The organism is Bacillus velezensis, assembly GCF_001461825.1.
GTDB classification, from domain to species: Bacteria; Bacillota; Bacilli; order Bacillales; family Bacillaceae; genus Bacillus; species Bacillus velezensis.
Genome location: NZ_LLZC01000007.1, coordinates 1 through 21025 on the forward strand (window position 1 = coordinate 1; position 21025 = coordinate 21025).

Annotated in this window: 17 protein-coding genes; 4 read left to right on the forward strand and 13 right to left on the reverse strand. The window is 39.7% G+C overall.

The features are described from left to right. From AR442_RS03160 to AR442_RS20815, 4 genes are all read right to left on the reverse strand, one after another. On the reverse strand, window positions 1–221 hold a 221-nt coding region (locus AR442_RS03160), incomplete at its 3' end, for a T7SS effector LXG polymorphic toxin (RefSeq protein ID WP_239689777.1). 328 nt (window positions 222–549) lie between these two features. Then, window positions 550–1305, reverse strand: coding sequence for an N-acetyltransferase (locus tag AR442_RS03165; protein ID WP_014417998.1), 756 nt, complete (start codon window positions 1303–1305; stop codon window positions 550–552). A 96-nt stretch (window positions 1306–1401) separates the two neighbouring features. Then, a complete protein-coding gene (locus AR442_RS03170; RefSeq protein ID WP_014417997.1) occupies window positions 1402–1818 on the reverse strand; it encodes a UPF0715 family protein in 417 nt (138 codons plus the stop codon). Window positions 1819–2194: 376 nt separating this feature from the next. Beyond that, the gene (locus AR442_RS20815) at window positions 2195–2398 is read right to left on the reverse strand and encodes a hypothetical protein (protein ID WP_017417852.1); all 204 of its coding nucleotides are present in this window, start codon (window positions 2396–2398) and stop codon (window positions 2195–2197) included. A gap of 905 nt (window positions 2399–3303) precedes the next feature. On the opposite strand from AR442_RS20815, the gene adhP reads away from it, so the two are divergent. Then, a complete protein-coding gene (gene adhP, locus AR442_RS03185; protein ID WP_014417995.1) occupies window positions 3304–4320 on the forward strand; it encodes an alcohol dehydrogenase AdhP in 1017 nt (338 codons plus the stop codon). A gap of 149 nt (window positions 4321–4469) precedes the next feature. Here adhP and AR442_RS03190 read toward each other — a convergent pair whose 3' ends face one another. The 3 genes from AR442_RS03190 to AR442_RS03205 form a co-directional block, all read right to left on the reverse strand. After that, a complete protein-coding gene (locus AR442_RS03190) occupies window positions 4470–4970 on the reverse strand; it encodes a DinB family protein (protein ID WP_014417994.1) in 501 nt (166 codons plus the stop codon). A 63-nt stretch (window positions 4971–5033) separates the two neighbouring features. After that, window positions 5034–5948, reverse strand: coding sequence for a helix-turn-helix transcriptional regulator (locus tag AR442_RS03195; RefSeq protein ID WP_014417993.1), 915 nt, complete (start codon window positions 5946–5948; stop codon window positions 5034–5036). 600 nt (window positions 5949–6548) lie between these two features. Further along, window positions 6549–6734 (reverse strand): hypothetical protein, encoded by a 186-nt coding sequence (locus AR442_RS03205; protein ID WP_003154035.1) that lies wholly within the window; start codon window positions 6732–6734, stop codon window positions 6549–6551. A 547-nt stretch (window positions 6735–7281) separates the two neighbouring features. Here AR442_RS03205 and AR442_RS19750 point away from each other — a divergent pair. Then, on the forward strand, window positions 7282–7368 hold the full coding sequence (locus AR442_RS19750; protein WP_076983440.1) for a YjcZ family sporulation protein: 87 nt from the start codon (window positions 7282–7284) through the stop codon (window positions 7366–7368). A 337-nt stretch (window positions 7369–7705) separates the two neighbouring features. On the opposite strand, the gene AR442_RS03215 is transcribed toward AR442_RS19750, so the two are convergent. The 4 genes from AR442_RS03215 to xylA all read right to left on the reverse strand — a co-directional run bounded on the left by AR442_RS03215 (window position 7706) and on the right by xylA (window position 13948). Then, a complete protein-coding gene (locus tag AR442_RS03215; protein WP_021493437.1) occupies window positions 7706–7972 on the reverse strand; it encodes a hypothetical protein in 267 nt (88 codons plus the stop codon). A gap of 231 nt (window positions 7973–8203) precedes the next feature. Continuing rightward, window positions 8204–10801, reverse strand: a complete 2598-nt coding sequence (ppsA, locus tag AR442_RS03220) for a phosphoenolpyruvate synthase (protein WP_014417992.1) — start codon at window positions 10799–10801, stop codon at window positions 8204–8206. 174 nt (window positions 10802–10975) lie between these two features. Beyond that, window positions 10976–12475 carry a xylulokinase gene (xylB, locus tag AR442_RS03225; protein ID WP_014417991.1) on the reverse strand — a complete coding sequence of 500 codons (1500 nt, stop codon included), beginning with the start codon at window positions 12473–12475 and terminating at the stop codon, window positions 10976–10978. A 135-nt stretch (window positions 12476–12610) separates the two neighbouring features. Beyond that, entirely contained in the window at window positions 12611–13948 is a 1338-nt protein-coding gene (gene xylA, locus AR442_RS03230; RefSeq protein ID WP_014417990.1) for a xylose isomerase, read from the reverse strand. 263 nt (window positions 13949–14211) lie between these two features. Here xylA and xylR point away from each other — a divergent pair, with 263 nt between their 5' ends. Then, the gene (xylR, locus tag AR442_RS03235; protein WP_017417839.1) at window positions 14212–15366 is read left to right on the forward strand and encodes a transcriptional repressor XylR; all 1155 of its coding nucleotides are present in this window, start codon (window positions 14212–14214) and stop codon (window positions 15364–15366) included. Between the two features lie 142 nt (window positions 15367–15508). On the opposite strand, the gene xynB is transcribed toward xylR, so the two are convergent. After that, a complete protein-coding gene (gene xynB, locus AR442_RS03240) occupies window positions 15509–17110 on the reverse strand; it encodes a xylan 1,4-beta-xylosidase (protein ID WP_053284969.1) in 1602 nt (533 codons plus the stop codon). Between the two features lie 42 nt (window positions 17111–17152). Further along, window positions 17153–18544, reverse strand: a complete 1392-nt coding sequence (locus tag AR442_RS03245) for an MFS transporter (protein WP_021493442.1) — start codon at window positions 18542–18544, stop codon at window positions 17153–17155. Between the two features lie 548 nt (window positions 18545–19092). Here AR442_RS03245 and AR442_RS03250 point away from each other — a divergent pair. Further along, a complete protein-coding gene (locus AR442_RS03250) occupies window positions 19093–20181 on the forward strand; it encodes an L-dopachrome tautomerase-related protein (protein WP_053284970.1) in 1089 nt (362 codons plus the stop codon). Window positions 20182–21025: the final 844 nt, after the last annotated feature.

Here is a 21025-nt window from a genome sequence, read left to right on the forward strand (position 1 = left end):
TTCATATCGATCAGATCAAGCCAGCTGTCCGTGACGCTGGCGTGGTCTTGGAAAAAGGCTTTGATATTGTCGGCGCCTTTGCCTGAAAACTCACTGTCGTCTAAGTCAGCCATTTCCTGAAACGCTTTTCTGAGATTAATAAATTGTTCTCTAATCTGATCGTATTGTTTAGCCCGCTTTTCTGCGGCTGAAATGAACGAGGCTGCTTCAAATACTTTCATTTACGTCTCCTTTCCGCTTCTTTCTGTCTAAATTTTACCATAGGATATAATGCCTGAAGAACTTCTTTTTTGTTGCGTTGAACTTTCTCCGTTCATAAAAATAACCATCAAACTGATGTTTTCTCCCGCAAGTCAAATCGCGGAAAATGCATCGGCTGATGGTTATAAAGAGTATGGATCCCAGTCTTAAATGCAGGGAAGTGAGATAACGAGTACACCTAGATTCCTTCATATGTGACAACCCAATATTATTTATGCCAAAAACAGCTAACAGCGCAGTAAAGGTCATTACAGAATTCATTTCCCTCGAAGTTAGTCTTAAGATAGTTTAAATTAAGCCATTGAGTATTTTTTCAAACTTATTCACGCTCATCATCTCATGAGTGAGAAATGTCCCATTATAAAACACGCTGAAAGTCGTCCAAACTGCCGGGGATTTTTGCGCCATATCTTTTGACGTTATTCGCCGGGCCTGAAAATGAAGTCCTTTCTTTTCAATCAGTTCCTTTAAATCCTTTAACAATCCGACTGCAAATGGGCATTGAGCTGTATAAAATATTGTGATTCCCTTATCATTAACGGAATTACTTTTCACCTGTTTTTTAAATACAGGAGGATGTGCATGTTCATTCCACGTCAGTGACACCAACTGAAAATAGGGTTCTGCTTCATCTTGCACAGCAAATCCCATATGCTCGAAGAAATGCTTATCACTTAAATAAGGGAGTTTTTTCTTCCCCACTATATGAACTATCCCATCCATACCTCGGGATTTTGCATCTGACACACATTTTTCTAACAAGTGTTTCGCATGTCCGTTATTCTTATATTTACCTGAGACCCAAAGACAATTAATAAACATAAAATTAGGTGCGCTTACCGGAACCCATGCTTCTTCTGCAGGTAAATATTCAATAAAAACTTTTGCCCGTTTGTTTAGGCGATAGAACACCAAGCCATCAATCATTCGATCTTTGAGCCAGCTCTTCTTTTCATTTACCGCATCCTCATATTGTTTCGTACCTAATGCACAGCAAATATGATTGTCATCAATATTGTCCCTAGTCAACTCAATGTATTCCATTTTTCCTCACCCGCTTTCTGGATTCATCACATGAATTTCAATTTGAACAATGCAGACTGTGCATGGCGCTAGTCGGTCTTTTTTAGAAAATCAGCTTTACTTCTGGGGAGTATTGTAATTTCTCAGAAATATAGAGTCCCAGAACCAATATATGAACGCAGCAACAATGCTCATTATGTAATAAATGAAAGTTCTAAAAACTGAGAAATCAATTGGCGGATTATCTATGTACCAGAACAAGAACACAGCTAAAAAAGCGACTGCTGTATAAATGAAAAGATGAACCAAACTAAACTTTTTAGGCTTCTTTCTTAGCCATAGTTGCACAGGAACAGCAAACAAAAGGTAAGTAATGAATGCGTAAAAAGCAATGATAACCACAGTAACCAATGCAAATGGCACAAAACCCGAGTATACAAACATATATAGCCCGAAGATCAAACCATACGACAAACTTGAAAAAGCCAATGTGTAAGTATAGCTTTGACTTTTGCTCCAAGACGCTGCTTCCATATATTTCACCTGCTTTTTATAAAAATAAAGTATCCATTTTTTCCTATTGTTTAAAATCAGTATATATCCATCACTTTAAAAGATCTATGTTTTTTGGCAGATCATCAATTCACTATCTTAATATCCAGAAATTTTATTGCCATTAAAAAAGGTCAAGGAAATACCTTGACTGTGTATCGCTCACCAATCTGCATCCGGCTCATCGTGTTCGAATCCGTAAAAGCCTTTAATCCACACATCTCCGCAGCCGGCTCCTTCACCTTATCAGCCGCGCTCAAGTTCAAATGATTACCCGTGAAATTCTTTTCACAAAGGGTAAAATCATCTCCTGCCAGTGTAATTCTCTGCAGTTTAAGCTCAAATATCGGCAGAAAGATTATGACCACAAATTCAAAGCAAGAAACGACAGCCCCCATGCAGATAGACCAAACATTACAAAGAACCTAAGCAAAGCTTCGAATTTTGTAAGTCTTCGCTCCCTTTTCGTTTTACCCAATTTCCAATAAACGGCGTAGCAGGAAAACACCAAAATGAGTTGTCCAAGTCGCGACACAGATTCTAAGAATTCTATACCATTCATTGATTTTCACCTCGTTTATTTAAACAGAGAGTCTTTCTTACAGCGTTTATCCAAAGCACTGATTTTAAAAACCGCTTGAGGAATTGTTTGTAAAATGGTTTGCCTGCCGCTTGATAAAAACGGCCCATCCTTACTCCCCCATGTATCAATCAATATGATTTTTATTATCTCAGATAGAAAGACGATTTCCAACAGTTATGTAAAAATAAGTAACTTGCAAGATGTTTAATTGTATAAGAAAAGTTGTCTTATCCAGCAGAACCATGAGTGCTGCATTTCTCCATTAAAGCGCTAAAGGAAAGTTATAAAAGAGCCGATTTTAGGCTCATTCGCGAAGCTTTAGGGCCATGAATGAGAGCATCATGTCCGACACTTACATTGTTTCCGATATAAATGAAATATGCCTTATCTTTGACTGAAACAAATTGTGTTAACAAACCATGTAAAATGACTCCGTCTTGATTTGAACCAATCGCACGAATAGCTGCATTTGACGTTACTTAAACATTGTCCTTTATTCTCACGTCTCCTTTCACGCTGGAAAACGGACTTATGAACGAAGTTTTATCGATTTTAGGGTGTCTTTGAACCGGATTAAATGATGTAACAGGGTTAGGGCTGATAAGGGCAAAAACTTAGTGAGCCGGTGATTGTCAAATTTATCTTCCGTCAGCTTTTTATCGCTCAAAAAAAGGCCTCCTTTGAAAACGTATCTATTCATGTATATATGTAAATTCTGTGCATTTGGAGATGACAAATCATCAATAGAATCCTCCCTGCACAGCTCCCTCAATTTTTGTAGAGACACTTATCCGCAAAATGTAAGGGTTTTCAAAATAAGAGCGGTATGTTAAATTGTAAGATAAGTAAAAATTTTCTGCTAATATTTGAAAGGGGTGTATGATTTGAAAGCAGTAGTAGCAACAAAAGACAAAAGTATAGCGATCGTACAAAAAGAATTACGTCCTTTGCGACATGGTGAAGCCAAAGTTAAGATGGAATACTGCGGTGTATGTCATACTGACTTGCATGTTAAAAATGCTGATTTCGGGGATGTTACTGGCGTCACTTTAGGTCATGAGGGAATAGGCATTGTAACTGAGATCGGTGAAGGTGTAACAAGTCTGAAAAAGGGCGACCGCGTCTCTATTGCCTGGATGTTTGAAAGCTGCGGCTGCTGTGAATATTGCCTAACTGGCCGTGAAACCTTGTGCCGGGATGTAAAAAATGCCGGCTATACAGTTGACGGCGCAATGGCTGAAGAAGCAATCGTAGCGGTTGATTATGCAATAAAGGTGCCGGAAAATTTAGATCCTGCAGCAGCAAGCAGCATTACTTGTGCAGGTGTAACAACTTATAAAGCGGTTAAAGTCAGTGAAATTAAACCAGGTCAATGGATCGGTGTATTTGGAGTCGGCGGTTTAGGCAACTTGGCTGTTCAATATGCAAAAAATGTCTTTAACGCTAAAGTAATTGCTTTCGACATTAGCGATGAAAAATTGAATTTTGCTAAGAGCTTAGGCGCTGATGCGGTTGTAAACAGTTTAAACGAAGACCCCGTCGCTAAAGCAAAAGAAGTGACTAACGATTCAGGGCTTGATGCTGTGGTCATCACGGCTGTCTCTAAAACCCCTTTCAATCAAGCGATTGATGTTGTAAAAGCAGGAGCCCGTGTAGTCGCTGTCGGTTTACCGGTGGACAAAATGGATTTAGATATTCCCCGTCTCGTGTTAGATGGGATTCAGGTAGTAGGTTCATTAGTAGGTACCAGAGAAGATTTGAAGGAAGCTTTTCAATTTGCCGCAGACGGTAAAGTTGTACCTAAAGTGACAAAGCGCCCGATTGAAGATGTGAATGATATTTTTGAAGAAATGGAGCAAGGTAAAGTGACCGGCCGCATGGTTATCGATTTTACTTCCTAATCTTAAGGCTGCCGGGAATGATACGGCAGCCTTTGATCTCGATTCTTGCTCAGCGCCCCACCCAGACTGAATGAGACTTTGTCATTTAGTTCAGAAAAGAAGCTCTACAGACCATTCAGCGGACATTCATTTAGCGAGTACTGCCTGAACTAACCCTGATACCAATATAATGCAAGGTCAGTCATTGCCGAAGCGTAGCCCTGCTGTCTTAACATAGTTGTTATGCTGCCCCGATGATAAGTTCCGTGATTGGCAACATGGAATAAAATTTCTGAGTAAGCAGTTTCTCTGTAACCTAACCAAGGATTATTTAAGTTCATTTTTTGTTCTAAATCTGTTTGGCTATTCATCCATTCTTCAAACTGTGAAGCCAGTTCTTCATAAGACGCCGCAAATTCATCTGCAGAATATAAATGAGCCCTTTCTGAATAACCCATAGAAGCTTCCAATGCTTCCTGCATGTCTATTCCTTTAAGTACTTGCAGCCACATAACATCCACCGCGCAAATGTGACTGAACGTTTGAGCAATTGTAGGATATGAACTGTGAACCTCTTCATAAAGGACATTACTTGGTAATTCCTTTATTCTTTCTAATAACGCTTTATTCGCCCAAACATGGTACTGATACATATTTTTCGCATGGTTCATTTAACATCTCTCCTTTAAAGTTGATACTTGTGATTATAAAAAAAGATATATGACAGCAGATTGTCATACATCTTTATAAATTTTCATTATTTTTTCAGCTTCATCCATTAAAATTGATTGAAGTTCCACCGGTTTTATAATTTTAGCGCCACTGCCAAAGCTTAAAAGAATTGATTTAAGCCATCCGGCATGCTGAGGCCGATACACAGAGATTGTAAACGTCATACTTCCATCTCTGTTCATGACTTTTGAAGCGTTCTGAAATTGATCTAATACTTTAGCTATGGAATTAGGATTAACCCAAATGACTACATCCGCAAACCCTCCCAGGTCGGATTCTGAATAAGATGGTTCATCTTTCACTTTGTGACTGCGCAAAAACTCTTCTTGAGTAAGCGTTATATTCATCATACGTGATACTCTAAATTCTCTATCATCTTGACGTTCTCTGCAGAAGCCATATACATACCAACTACGAAACTTATACTGAAGGTGGATAGGTTCTGCTTCACGTGATGTAAATTCATTTTTATTACTGACATAATCAAAGCGTACTGCCTTTTTTTCCTGTATAGCTTTTCGCAGCCGGATTAATGAATTCGGTTCTGTTCTAAGGCTTTCCAAGTTAACATACAAAGTCCTGCTGCTTTCGCTTGTATCCAGAGATTTTAATCTATCTATCGTGTGTTCAACTTCCTTATCTTCAAAAACACTCGACAAACTGCTTAATACTGTAACTAAATTCAATACATCATGAGAACCGATTAAACTTTTATCAAATTTGTATCCTCTCATTATCCCAAAACCGCCGTTAGCCCCTTGGTATGAAACGACTGGTATTCCAGCTGCACAAATCGCTTCGATGTCTCTATAAATTGTCCGCGTTGATACTTGAAATTCATCAGCTAAACTGGAAGCAGATAAAATTTCATTATGTAAGAGCTTGAATATGATTGATAACAAACGTTCTAATTTCAATTCTCAATTCCTTTCCTTATTAGAATTGGAAGTGCTCTTTTTGCTCTGACACATTTATGCCGCTCACCTCCTGTCACTTCAAGATACCACGCAGAAAGCTTAATTTTTTCACCTAACCGCATAATACGCGAATTACCATATGCTTTATACTTTGCGACACCGATAAACCCTTCTATTGCTTCATTTGATATTCAATAAAACGCCTGTTGAACCTTTGCTTATGTATACAGCTTCATCTTCACTGAGTAATTTGACGCCCAATTTAATCTACATAATAGTTCACTGAATCTCTCAACAATTTTAGAAGAGATGTTCGGTCAATCGACATCCTTGTGATATATATGGTAAAATTTATAGAAAAGAAACAAAGGAGTGTTGTTACATATGAATCTTATCATTTTAGCATCCATGCTTTTATGGGGTGCAGTGATCCACGAGCTAAACAAACCTTCAAAAAAGCAAAGTAAACGAAAAATGATCCCTTTGGTATCCCTCAGTTCTTTATCTACTTTAATCATCACAATTTCGCTTTTTTCTCATTTAATTGGTTGATATTTGTTATGAGGAAACCCGCCAGAGGTTCCTCATAACACTAAAAACCTACTCACTGCACTTTTTACAGCAGACCTTATCAGAGTGTTTGCTTAACACTTTGTCCATTCTCCCCACAGGCATCTTCTTCTCACTCGGAAGTGTAAGATAAGCTGTTATCTCATCCCCAGATTTTAATGTTTTTCCGCAGATAGAGCATTTTAACTCAGTATTAAAGAAATTTTTTAATCCCATCCAGAAGCCTCCTTACTTACCTTTATAAAGTAATACGTTAATGCTTTATAAAAGTTTCAGGTTAAATAAATACTCCTTGCCTGGGAATATACTTCGTTTCAGTTGATCCGCAGCCGCCCCGGTCATCGTTGCCTATAACTTTATCTGCACCACAAACCCGCAAGCAGCCTCCTTGTATCGTACCTTCCGTCCCTTTGTGATTTGTTTTGATTTGTCGTATACTGCGCTTGCCCGGGAAATGATGAATATTTTCGTTAACTATAATTTCCCTGTACCTCTTCGTATGTGGCTCTGCATGATGAAGTAACTTCATGGCTCACCACTTTCATACACAGTTTTATTGCATGTTTAGCCATATCCCTCCTCTTTAAACAGCAAACCGTCCCATCCATTTCTCTCTTTCAGTTAACTTCCCATTATTTCATATTCTTAGAAGCTCTTCATTTTAGACATAACATCCATTTTTTCTTATTTAGACTTAAATCTATGTCGAAATTTATCGTCCGGCATATTATGTACTATCCTAACAACAGGAGGTGGCAATAATATGGGGAATTACGGTGGAAGCTCTTTCGTATTGATCGTTGTGCTGTTCATTTTGTTAATCATTGTAGGTGCTGCATTCCTTTTCTAGCACATTGACGATTTATATTCGTCTCCCAAACATTGCATCCCTTAGTTCGGACAGACGCCATAAGAAGTTTTATGGCGTTTTTACTTTTGAAAAACAAATCCATTTAAAATAAACATTTTATTTTTACTCTGAAGTTTTTTCATAAGCAGGAGAGTTTCCTCCCCTGCCTACGGCTGCTAATCCTTTTCAGATCTTTTATGGAATACTCGGACTAATATTGCCGCTATGAAGATTAAGGCGAACAATCCAAAAGCCATTGATCCATTCTTTAAAATGATCCCAAAGATCAACAATGCGCAACCAGACAAAATAAATAGTATCTTACTTAAAATATTAATCATTTACATTTCTCCCAATCAAAGCTTGCATTGACACCAATAATACCTGCAGTATTTATACAAGCATAGCAAGCAGTTCCACATAAAATAGTTAAACCAGTGATTGCCCATTGGCTAATATTCTTATCGCATAAACAATCTGATACACATCCAGTCCAACCCTTAGCACTCATCATGTTTGATGATGAGCCCGTTTTATCTTCTGCAGACTTTTCTGTCTCAAAGACACCAGACTTGTCTTCATCTTTAACACAAGACTTGTTCATGAAAATAACCCCTTTGTAAAAAAATAATTGTCATCCGGCACCAATACTACATATCAAACAGACCATCTCATAAATCACCTTCTCTCTTTAATAAAACGCTACCATTCATATAAATAATTGTTAAGCAAAATGGCTTTCACATAAAAAAAGCCGGATTCCTCCTTTAAGAGGTTCCGGCTTTTCTTAGTAAAATGCGGGAAATATCTGGTGACGTGCTGCACACCCCCGCTATTATAATATTTCAATAGAGCCTTCTGTTCCATGAACGCGGATTCGCTGCCCATCTTTTATCAATTGGGTTGCATTTTCAACTCCAACAACTGCAGGTAAGCCGTATTCACGCGCGATAACCGCTCCATGGGTCATCAGTCCGCCAACTTCAGTGACCAGGCCTTTTATGGATACAAACAATGGCGTCCAGCTGGGATCAGTATAGGAGGTAACTAATATATCTCCATCTTCCAAATCGGCATCTTCCATGTTTAAAATAACCCGTGCCCGCCCCTCTATGACTCCCGAGGAAACGGGCAGCCCTGCAATCGCTCCGGCCGGGAGGTTTTCTCGTGTGTACTCGCCTGTAATGATTTCACCGTCAGACGTGATAACACGCGGCGGAGATAGTTTTTCATATACTTTATACTCGCCTTTTCGTGTGCTGATGATTTGGTAATCCAATTTATGTGTGCGTACGACTTCCTGAAGTTCTTCAAAAGTGAGATAGTATATGTCTTCTTTTTCATGAATAACGCCCGCTTCTGCGAGTTGTTCGGCTTCTTTCAGTAAAGCCTGCTTATAAACGAAGTAGCGGCTGATCATGCCGTATTTTGGATATTCTCTGAACCCGCTGAAGTTCCGGATGATGCGGATCATTCGTTTGGTTTCTTTGGCTTTTTGTTCACCATCCGGTAATTGCTTCAATCGGTCTAATAACTCTTGTTCTTTCTTCAACGCCTCCTGCCGCCCTTGCTCAAATTTCCGCTGGCTGGCATTTGGCTCAAAGTTTTTGAGATTATTAAGAATCATAGGGACAAGTGCAGTTGGTTTTTCGCTCCATCGAGTTCTTGTCATATCAATTTCTCCGGCACATCGCATTCCGTACTTGTTGAGATAAGCATAGATAGCGTCATGGGTTTCCCGCCCGCCTTCAAACGTCACCAGCCCATCCAAAAAGTGATCATCTTTTACATTCTCTAAATAGGCAATTACTTCTGGATAAGGGCGGATCACATCGGCGACGTCCAATAGCGCAAGCCCCATTTCTGAGGTAATATTATGGGGTACAGATTGAGAAAGCGTATCTGCTGCGTTTTTTTCACCTAACCACTCGTTCATTTTTTCGTTAATCCATGATGAAGCATCCATTGCAGTTCGAATCAACACCGAACTTTTCGGGTTAAATAGAATCTTCTTTAATTCCTGGATATCTTCCAAAATAAAACGAAATAAATCAGATCCTGATTTCGTCTGGATGTTTTGTTTTAACTCTTCTATCGATGCCTGACTGCTCTTAATCAAATCAGAAACAATTGCCGGATCGTTTTCAGCTTGTTCCGGCATATCTGCATTGCCTTTGCCGGGAATCGGTGCCGTTTTATCAGGTACCGGCTTAATGAAATCATCTCGCTCTATTATGGTCATAAGTGCGTCTTTTAAGAGCGGATCGTGCTGCCCCATGCCTTTTAAGAAAACTTCTCTGACATTAGGAGATGCCAGTTGATGTGTGACATCAACGAATAGCCTTCCGCCGGCTTTACGCATGGGTGCAGCAGTCGTCAACAGAAAAAAAGACAATCCAAGGGGTTTTATGGGATCCGTCATCATTTGCTGATGACCAACAGAGATATAGACGTGATTTTCTTGATCGTTCGCTTCAGGAACGGGGTATAACGTTGTGATCGGACGACTTTGGACAATATAAAAAGTATCGCGGTCCAAACACCATTCGATATCTTGCGGCTGGCCGAAATGAGCTTCGATCTGTCTCCCGATACGTGCCAGCTGTAAAATTTGTTCATCAGTCAGTGTTTGAATCTTTTGCTGATCAAGAGCGATCTCCTGTGTTTCTGTTCCGCCTTCTTTTCGTCCATAGATAGCCAATTTTTTAGTTTCTATTCTCTTATCGACGATTTGCCCGTCCTGTACTTTATAACAATCGGCAGAGACTAAGCCGGAGACAAGTGTTTCACCAAGTCCAAAACCGGCATCGATGGACAGCAGCTTTCGGTTTCCGGTTATCGGATCAGCGGTAAATAAAATTCCCGAAGCCTGAGGGAACACCATCCTTTGGATGATAACGGATAAATAAACTTGGCTGTGATCAAATCCATTTTGCATACGGTAAATGACCGCGCGATCCGTAAATAGGGACGCCCAACATTTACTGATATGCTGCAAGATCGCATCGACGCCGGTAATATTTAAATAGGTGTCTTGTTGACCGGCAAAAGAGGCATGCGGTAAATCCTCAGCTGTCGCACTGGAACGTACGGCATAGGCATGTTCTTCGCCGAATCGGGAGAGATGGCAAGCAACTGCTTTGACTACATCTGAAGGAATTTCTGCTTCCATAATGGTTTGCCGGATTTTTTTGCTGACTTCACCAATTTGATTCCGATTCTCCACTTTCAGCATGGTCAGTTGATCCAACAGCGCTTGTAACGTTTCGTTTTGTTCAATGGCTTTTTGATATCCTGCGGTTGTGACACAAAATCCTTCCGGTACTTGTATTCCTTGAATTTTTGATAATTCCCCTAAATGTAACCCTTTTCCTCCAACGAGCAAAGGCTGTGTTTTTTCAATTTCGTGAATGCCGAGAACCAAAGAACTCATTCTATATCTCCCCTTCAAAAAAATTTGACAAGAGCTTTTCAGCATGATATAATCATAATATAAGATGGATAACTATGACTTTTCACACAGAAAGCACGCGTGTTCTGATTATATCACCGTGTCTGTTTTTGTGCAATATAAAAAGAACCTGGCCAATTTGGCGAGGTTCTTTCTTCATTTTTGTCTAAAGCTCTTTAAAGCTGTATTGAGATCTTTTGTGTGAACGTAAATGTTCTTATACAACTCGAATAGTGTTTTATATTTTTGAACATTTTGTTCTTTTGGATAAAATGCAGCTGCTTCATGAATGAACTGCTCTGCACATTCTTCAAGAGAGTCAAACCACCCGCTTCCGAAGGCAGCTAACATCGCAGCCCCCATGGCGGGACCTTGTTCATTCTCTAACTTAACCACCCTCGTATTGAAAATATCAGCTTGCATTTGAAGCCACGTTTCATTTTTAGCTCCCCCGCCAATAGAGACAACCGTATCAACTGATTTTCCCGCTTCGCGGAATAGCTCAATTGATTCATATAAAGAGAATGTGATGCCTTCCATTATCGCCCTCAAAAAGTGCTCTCTTTTATGGGCTCCGTCCATTCCGATCAAGCTTCCCCGAATAGATGAATCAGCATGCGGCGTTCTTTCACCGACTAAGTAAGGAGTGTACAGCAGTCCATTTGCTCCTATCGGAACAGATTCCACTCCCCGCAATAATTGTTCAAACGATTCGTTTGGCGCAAACGTTTTTTTAAACCAGTCCAAGCTGTACCCTGCAGCGAGCGTGACCCCCATCGTATAAAATGAATCCTTTTTTCCATGATTAAAAAAGTGCACTTTCCCTTTAAAATCTCTTTCTTTGTCTTCTTCACAGGAAAGTATGACTCCTGACGTCCCAATGCTGCATAACGTTTTTCCGGAAGAAAGAATACCGGCTCCGACAGCACCGCAAGCATTATCTGCTCCCCCAGCGTACACTTTTGTTTTTTCCAACAGCCCAGTCTCCGCCGCAACGCTCGGAAGCAGCGATCCTACACAGTCATGGGATTCAACAAGCGGAGGACAAATTTCCGCTGAAATACCAAATTGATTGCAAATCTCATCGCTCCACTCTTTGCGGGTCATATGTAAAAGTAACGTTCCCGCCGCATCGGAGTATTCGGTGTGAATGGCGCCAGTCATGCGGAATCTCACATAGTCTTTCGGAAGCAAAAAAACAGCGGTTTTGTGAAAAAGTTCAGGCTCATGTTCCTTCACCCATAACATTTTAGGTAATGTAAACCCTTCAAGTACACGGTTTTTTGTGATATCAAGCAGATGATCGCCAAATGTCTCGGTAATCCTGTTACATTGAGGCGTCGTTCTGGTATCATTCCAAAGAATCGCATGACGCAGCACCCGCCGATCTTGGTCAAGCAGTACTAACCCATGCATTTGTCCTGAATAGCTAATCCCGTCAATATCCCCGGCTTGAACGTTGGATATCGAAATCAATTCAGCCAATGCTTCAATTGTTTGCTGCACCCAGTCTTCAGGATTTTGCTCACTATATCCCGCCTTCTCTTGGATGAGCGGGTAACTTTTGGACGTTTCTGCACAAACCATGCCGTTTTGATTGACTAAAATGGTTTTAACGGCACTCGTTCCAAGGTCTATTCCAATGACATATTTCATTTTTTCACTCCTTCCTCTCTAAATAGATCCCCATTGGAATGGCCCGCCATAACAGTAACTTCATGACGGGCAATTCCGGGAACTTGGCTGCCTGCATCTTTTTACAGCGGGATCTGGAGCTTCTTTTTTCATTTGTTATACCTGTAAAATGTATTGGTTTAATATCGCTTTTAACCGCTCCTGTCTCCCTGATTCGTTTTTAATTGACTGATTGTTTAGCGCATATTGCTCAAGTGTCTTAAAATCAGCTCTTCCTTCTGCAATTTCAAGACCAACCCCTTCAGTAAAGCTGCGGTAACGGTGTTGAATCACATCTTCAAACACACGATCTTCGATTAATTTGTGGGCGGCTTTCAACCCTCTTGCAAATGTATCCATCCCTGCAACATGGGCATATAGTAAATCATCAGGCTCAAAAGAAGATCTCCTGACCTTTGCGTCAAAGTTTAATCCTCCGCTTCCAAGACCGCCATTTTGCAGAATTTCGTACATTGCTAATGTCGCAGAATATAAATCTGTCGGAAATTCATCTGTGTCCCAGCCTAAAAGCGGATCACCCTGATTCGCGTCAACAGAGCCAAGCAGACCATGCACTCTCGCCATGCGTAATTCATGTTCGAATGTATGCCCGGCTAATGTGGCATGATTGGCTTCGAGATTTAATTTAAAATGATTGTCTAAGCCATATTGCTTTAAAAAGGCAATGGTTGTTGCTGCGTCCGTATCATATTGATGGGTGGTCGGCTCTTTTGGTTTTGGTTCAATCAAAAACTGCCCTGTATACCCGATTTCCTTCGCATAATCCACTGCCATATGCATAAATCTGGCCATATTATCAAGCTCAAATTTTAAATCGGTATTTAACAAAGTTTCGTACCCTTCACGTCCGCCCCAAAATACATAGTTCTCGGCGCCAAGCTCTTTTGCGGTTTCTAATCCTTTTTTTACTTGGGCTGCGGCATACGCAAATACATCTGCATTACAAGAAGTCGCCGCACCATGGACGAAACGGGGATTCGTAAACATGTTTGCAGTATTCCATAATAGCTTAACGCCGCTGGTTCTCATGTAGTCTTTTATCATGTCCACGATTATATCCAGATTTTGATTTGTCTCTTTTAACGTACTTCCTTCCGGTGCGATATCCCGGTCATGAAAAGCAAAAAATGGCGCATCCAGTTTTTCAAACAGCTCAAACGCTGCATCTACCCTCGCTCTCGCCAGATCCATGCCTTTATAGTGATCCCACGGTCTCTGCATCGTAGCTGCGCCAAAAATGTCTGTGCCGTCAGCGGTAAATGTATGCCAATAGGCAATAGAAAATCGCAAATGCTCTTTCATCGTTTTTCCGCCAATTACTTCTTGAGAATTATAGTATTTAAATGCTAAAGGATTCGTGGATTCTTTCCCTTCGTAAATCACTTTGTTTACGCTTTCAAAATAGTTGACTGAACCGGAATGAGAGTGAGCCATGTGTGATTTCCCCCTTAAAAATAAATTCTAAACATGATCATTCAAATACAGATGCTTTTATGTCATGTTGCACATTAGTTTGTTGCCCAAACAAACTAACTTATTTTCATCTTATATAACCTCATCAGTATTTTCAATATTTTTTTTAGTTTTTTACGAACACATTAGATATAATAAAGGTTGGATTCGCTATGTACTGCGTTTCGCACGATAACACAGAACGTTCAACTTAATTTAAAGATTATACAAATGGAGTGGATGAAGTGGATATCGCTGATCAAGCCTTTGTCAAAAAAGTTAACCAAAAGTTATTACTAAACGAAATACTTAAGAATTCTCCTATTTCAAGAGCAAAATTATCTGAAATGACCGGATTAAATAAATCAACTGTTTCGTCACAGGTAAACACATTAATGAAAGAAAACCTCGTATTTGAAATAGGTCAGGGACAATCCAGCGGCGGCAGAAGACCTGTCATGCTTGTTTTTAATAAAAAAGCAGGATACTCCGTAGGAATAGATGTTGGCGTGGATTATGTTAATGGCATTTTAACAGATCTTGAAGGGACGATCGTCCTTGATCAACACCATCGTTTGGAATGCAATTCTCCAGAAATCACTAAAGATATTTTAATTGAGATGATTCATCACTTTATTACGCATATGCCCCAATCTCCGTACGGGCTTATTGGTATAGGTATTTGCGTGCCCGGGCTGATTGACAAAAATCAAAAAATTGTTTTCACTCCGAACTCCAACTGGAGAGATATTGACTTAAAATCTTTCATCCGAGAGAAGTTCAATGTGCCCGTTTTTATTGAAAATGAGGCAAATGCCGGCGCATATGGAGAGAAAGTATTTGGAGCTGCAAAAAATCACGATAACATGATTTATGCAAGTATCGGTACAGGAATAGGGATCGGCGTTATAATCAACAATCATTTATATAGAGGGGTTGGCGGATTCTCTGGAGAAATGGGACATATGACAATAGACTTTAAGGGTCCTAAATGCAGCTGCGGAAACCGAGGCTGCTGGGAATTGTATGCTTCAGAGAAGGCTTTATTAACATCTCTTCAGACGAAAGAGAAAAAAGTGTCCAGCCAAGATATCATAGACCTCGCCCATCTGAATGATGTTGGAACTTTACAGGCATTACAAAATTTTGGTTTCTATTTAGGAATAGGCCTGACCAATATTCTAAATACATTTAATCCGCAAGCCATCATTTTAAGAAACAGCATCATTGAATCGCATCCTATGGTTTTACATTCAATTAAAAGTGAAGTGTCATCCAGGGTTTATTCCCATTTAGACAATAGCTATGAATTATTACCATCTATCTTAGGAAAAAATGCACCCGCTTTAGGAATGTCCTCTATTGTGATTGATCATTTTCTCGACATGGTTCATAACTGAAATGTACATACTTCTATGTTTACGCTCATCTTTAAAGATGGGTTTTTTTATTCTATGAGTATTTCTGAATCAATACTGACATAGGCACCTTCTAATATGAAAAAGGAGTTCTAAAATAGAAATCTCCTTTTTCATGTGCTAATTATTTTTCTTTATAACGGAAATATCTGAAGTCGGCCGGAATATGATTACCGCTCGTATCTTGGCATTGCATCCCTACAAAAGCTCCTGTAAAGAATCCCCCGCCGCGGATGTAATCATCTGATAATTTTTTCGATTCCAATGCAATGTCAATTTTGTGCCAATCTTCGTTGTTAAATGAATAGAAATAATAATATTTTTCGTTTTCAATATTCACTTTTAAATAGACATACTTGACTTCACGAGGAATCACAATTTTATTTTTTAACGGTTGTGAAAAAGAGAAGTTATCACATATCGTTAATTCAAGAATACGGCCAAGTTCTTCATCATACGTGACTTGAAGAGCCGTCCAGTTCTCTGTATTGTAATAGTTCACCAATCCAGCGGCTTGCTGAAAATTTTCCGGATAAAACGCAACAGCCGTTTCCGCTTCAAAATGGAGACTTTGCCAGCGTCTGGCTACAAATGCCTGAGTAAATGTCGAAGTTAAGGATTCATGACCGTATAATCGTAAATGATTTGGCACTTGAGTTAATGATCCTAATTTCTCCGTAAACGGAATTCTTAACGTTTGAAAATTAATATTTAATGTTGCATCCTCAAATTCATCAACTTCCGGATACGTGTCTTCAAACATTGTTTCTGGTATAGAAGGCGCATCCACTTCCAAGCTCCCTTCTTTTCCGCCTTCTACATAAGGCCAGCCATCTTTCCAATAGAGCTTTTGAATAGCTGTTTCTCTGCCCAGAGGACAATATCCCCTCTGCTGAAAAATTGAATCATCGTCCGGATGAATGGGACGTCCCGTTAAATGAGCTAAATACCACTCACCTGTATGTGTTTGTACAATGGATGCATGTCCGCATTTTTGCAGCGGATTTTCCGGCGCATGCCATGACGTTAAGATTGGATTATCAGGATGAACTTCATATGGGCCTTCAATATTTGCAGAACGGGCAATTGTAGCAGCATGTTCGAACCGCGTTCCTCCTTCTGCGGTTAATAAATAATAATAGTTCCCGATACGGTAAAGGTGCGGCGCTTCTGTCAGCTTTCTTTCGGTTCCTTTAAATATCACTTTCGGTTTACCGATTAGTTTTTGCTCCTTATCAGAATATTCCTGCATGACAATGCCTCCAAAGGAGTGCCGATCAATACGCTGATCCCATAACATATTTAATAAATATTTTTTTCCATCCGTATCATGGAACAAAGAAGCATCAAAACCCGAGCTGTTTAATGTGATCGGCTCCCCCCACTCACCTGTAATCGTGTCACAAGTCACTAAATAATTGTGACAATCTTTCCAGGCGCCATCTACGACCTTAACATCCGTATAGATCAGCCAAAACTTTCCGTCACTGTAACTTAAACATGGCGCCCAGACCCCGCCTGAATTAGGGTTTCCTTTCATGTCTAATTGCGAAATTCTCTGTAATGGATGTGCAACTAAGTGCCAATTGACTAAATCTTTTGAGTGGTGTATCTGGACTCCCGGAAACCACTCAAATGTAGATACAGCGATATAATAATCCTCTCCAACCCTGCAAATACTCGGATCGGGGTTGAATCCTTTAAGTACTGGATTGATAATCTTCATTTTGAACTCCTCCTCAGCTATTTTCTGTTGACTCATCATGTTTTAAGCTTTGAAATCGTCAATATGATCCAAATAAACTTTGTCTCTATTCTCTAATTCTCGAACCATGCTTTTATATTTTTTCTCATCTAAGTTATAGAAATTAATATCAATCATGGCCAGAACCAGTAAGAACACGGGAATAATGGTTGTTGTAATTAAAATTCCCGTCAATGCCTCCGGCGTTTGCACCTGATTTGCCACATATCCAAACTGATCTAGAACCAAACCCGGTACAACCCCTCCCAAGGCCATGCCGAATTTAAAGAAAAATCCGATAATAGCGTATATGAGACCGCCCATTCTTTTCCCGGTCTTATACTCTCCATATTCTATTGTTTCAGGAATAAGCGCCCACATATATCCCCCGGCAGTGAGACTTCCGGCAGCGGCCAGTAATCGAAAGGAAAGTATGAGGAATACATTACTTGACGGAACGAAAAGTAAAGCTAAGAGGCCGATCATATTCAGTAATAATGCATAGTTTAGTAATTTCTTCTTCCCTAATAATTGATGAAGCTTTGGAATAAACGGTAAAATGACCAAAGCAGGCAAACTTCCCAACAAACCGTACCACTTCACCAAATCCGCTCTTTCTAAATTATACGTTACGTAATAGATGCCAACCGAATTACTGATTGAATTCACTCCAAAAATAATAATAAAGAAAATACTTAATACAACTAGAGGCCGATTCACACGAAATTGCTCAAATATATCCGAAAATTTAATTTTTTCTTCGGATTTTTGAAGCGTGACACGCTCTTTTGTGCTTTTAAAACAAAAGATTAAAAGGCACCCGCCTATAACTCCCATAATACCCATGGTTAGCTGCCAGCCAAGAGATTCGCTGCCGGAAGTATCGCTTAAATAAGCAGCCAGTAAGGGAACAAAAAATGCAACGACAAGTCCCCCAAGATTCGCAAATAACATACGGACAGACGTTATACTAACAACTTCTTGATTATTTCTGGTCATTGCAGATGTTAACGCGCCATATGGCACGTTTATCATTGTGTATGTAAGCGATAAGCCGACATAGGTGATATAGGCATATATTAATTTCCCCATATCCGAAAAATCCGGGGTTGTAAAACAGAGTATTGCCAATATGACAAAGGGAAAAGCTCCGAATAAAAGATACGGTCTAAAGCGGCCAAACCTGCTATTTGTTCTGTCAACTATTGTTCCGATAAAAGGATCAGCGAGAGCGTCGATGATTCTAACCACTAAAAACATCGTACCGGCTGCTGCTGCCGATAAACCAAAAACATCTGTATAGAAGAACAAAAGATACGTAGACACTGTTGCATAAATTAAATTACATGCAAAATCTCCAGACGCATATCCAACTTTTTCAACCATGCTGATCTTCTTTACATTTTCACTGAGCATGATTTCCTCCCCTTTTCGATCCTTTACATAAGGAACATGATGAAATGGTATAACATTTCTTCAATTTTATCGGCCAGTGAGCGGCATATAAAAGCGCTTTCAAAAAAATGATAGCAGTTTACTTTCACAGAGCATTTTCATCATAGTGAACAGGATAAAAGCTTGGCTTTCGCTTTCTATACACCCTCCAATTAAATCGAGCCTCTTATCCCCTCCCATTTAAGACCTTTACATGATGGATAATTAAAGCGGGTTTCATTAGTTTGTTGACCGAACAAACTAACTTGATTTCATATTATAAAATCTTTTCTGCTTTTTCAACTCTTTTTTCAGAGAATTTAAAACCGACCAAAGGACATACCATGTTGTAATTGCCGACTGCTTCGACAGACGTTAAGTAAAAACCCCCTGTGTCACCTGACTGACTTATAAAATGATAAGCACTTCCATCATCTTTTCGTATAGAAAAACGTATTAATAAACAGGCACTAGAAAAAATGCGAATCATATATAAGTGTTATCCCGTTTAATTGGTTGAGGAGGATATTATGAAACCTATGCTGCCCTTTGAAAAATATTTTGGGGATTTAGAACTGGTTTATGCATTTTATGGAGCTATGCCTACCGGTGTTACTGTTTCAGAAACCGGTCGTATTTTCATTTGTTTTCCGAAATGGGGAGACGATGTTAAATTTACGGTGGCGGAAATAATTGGGGCTAAATTGCAGCCTTATCCTGATTTACAAACCAATTTGGTTAACCCTGAGAATATCAAAATGACTTTCATCAGTGTCCAAAGTGTAGTTACTGATGGAAGAGGAACCCTTTGGGTACTAGATACGGCGGCGCCCAATTTTTCTGAACCAATTAAAGGCGGGGCAAAATTAGTCGCTGTTGATTTAAAAACCAATACAATCAGAAGAGTGTATACCTTTACAGAAGATGTTGTCCTGCCAACAACTTACCTGAATGATGTCCGATTTGATTTTCGTGTTGGAACTGCAGGTTATGCCTATATAACGGATTCTTCTTCCAAAGGACCAGGAGCGATTATCGTCGTTGATTTGGAAACCGGAAATGCATGCAGACGGTTAAATGGAACAAATCCAACTTCACCGGATTCCTATTTTATACCGAAAGTAGAAGGCAAAATTTTGATGAATCGTAACAGGGATGGTTCAACTTCCCCATTTAGGCTGGCATCCGACGGTATTGCGATTTCTCCTGACGGAAAGGTATTATTTTTTTGTCCACTGACCAGCCGCCATTTGTTCTCGATCTCAACAGAAGCCCTGAGAGATAGAAATATACCGGACATGGATTTACTTTATCATGTGGCGTATTGGGGAGAAAAAGGTGCGTCTGATGGAATGATTACAGATGCAAAAGGAGCCATTTATGCCGGAGATTACGAGAACAATAGTATTCGAAAAATACTGCCGAATGGCACAATGCAAACCATCGCACATGATCCGAGAATTTTATGGCCGGATACTTTTTCGATTGGTCCGGATGGATACTTATACGTCATCGTGAACCAATTACATCGGCAGGCTAGATTTCATTATGGAAAAGACTTACGACAGAAACCTTATAGTTTACTTCGTATCAAAATTGATGAAGCTCCTGCTTTTTGAAAATAAAAATGGCCGGTTCCATTTTAGAGCATAATTGGCTTCATTTAGCCTTCATCCTAAAAGAAATCAAATTTCAAAAGAAAATGAAGAAATCTTATAATATCCTTATTTACATATAAATGGTTTATTCGAGCCATTTATAACACACTGTTGACGTATATAAGAAAAAAACAGACCTCCCTTGAGCCTCAGAACCTGAAGGAATAGGTCTATCATGAATATCAGATGAGCAAGCCCTTTGATGGGCATCTTTTATTACAGAGCCGGGGCGATAACAACACCCCGGTCTTTTTATTAAGGGTAAAACACTGAAACCCGTCTGTATTTTACAGTTTGTCACGCTTTTCGAGTTGCTCTTTTTTATCAACTCCTTATGCTAATCGCTTAATAAGAATTGCGCCTCACACATACTTCGAGAGGAAGCCAAGTACAGTAAGATCGAAGGTAAAACGAAATTACTATTCCCCGATACGGCTGCCGCAGACTAGCTGCTATCCAGGTTCAGAATGTTCCTCTCGTTCGGCTTCATTCCTCAACACCTTTGTCCCGTATCCGGATACGCCATTAATAAGGGTTAGGCGCGTCACCCGTGTTTTGTTGATAGGTTAAGTTTATCGAGATTTCAAACATAAATAGTCCCCCTTTTCTCCCCCAATTTGTTCCCTGTTTTGTCGGAAATTTGACGCTTATTTGTCGTGTTTTACACCCAAATAAAATAAACAAAAAAGAGCAGACCTAAGTCTGCTCCCTTCAAAATTTTATGATTTGTCATTATCAGATAGCCTTAGAACCGTAATACTCAATAATATTAAGCCTATAAACGTGCCGTATTTTCCGGTATCTA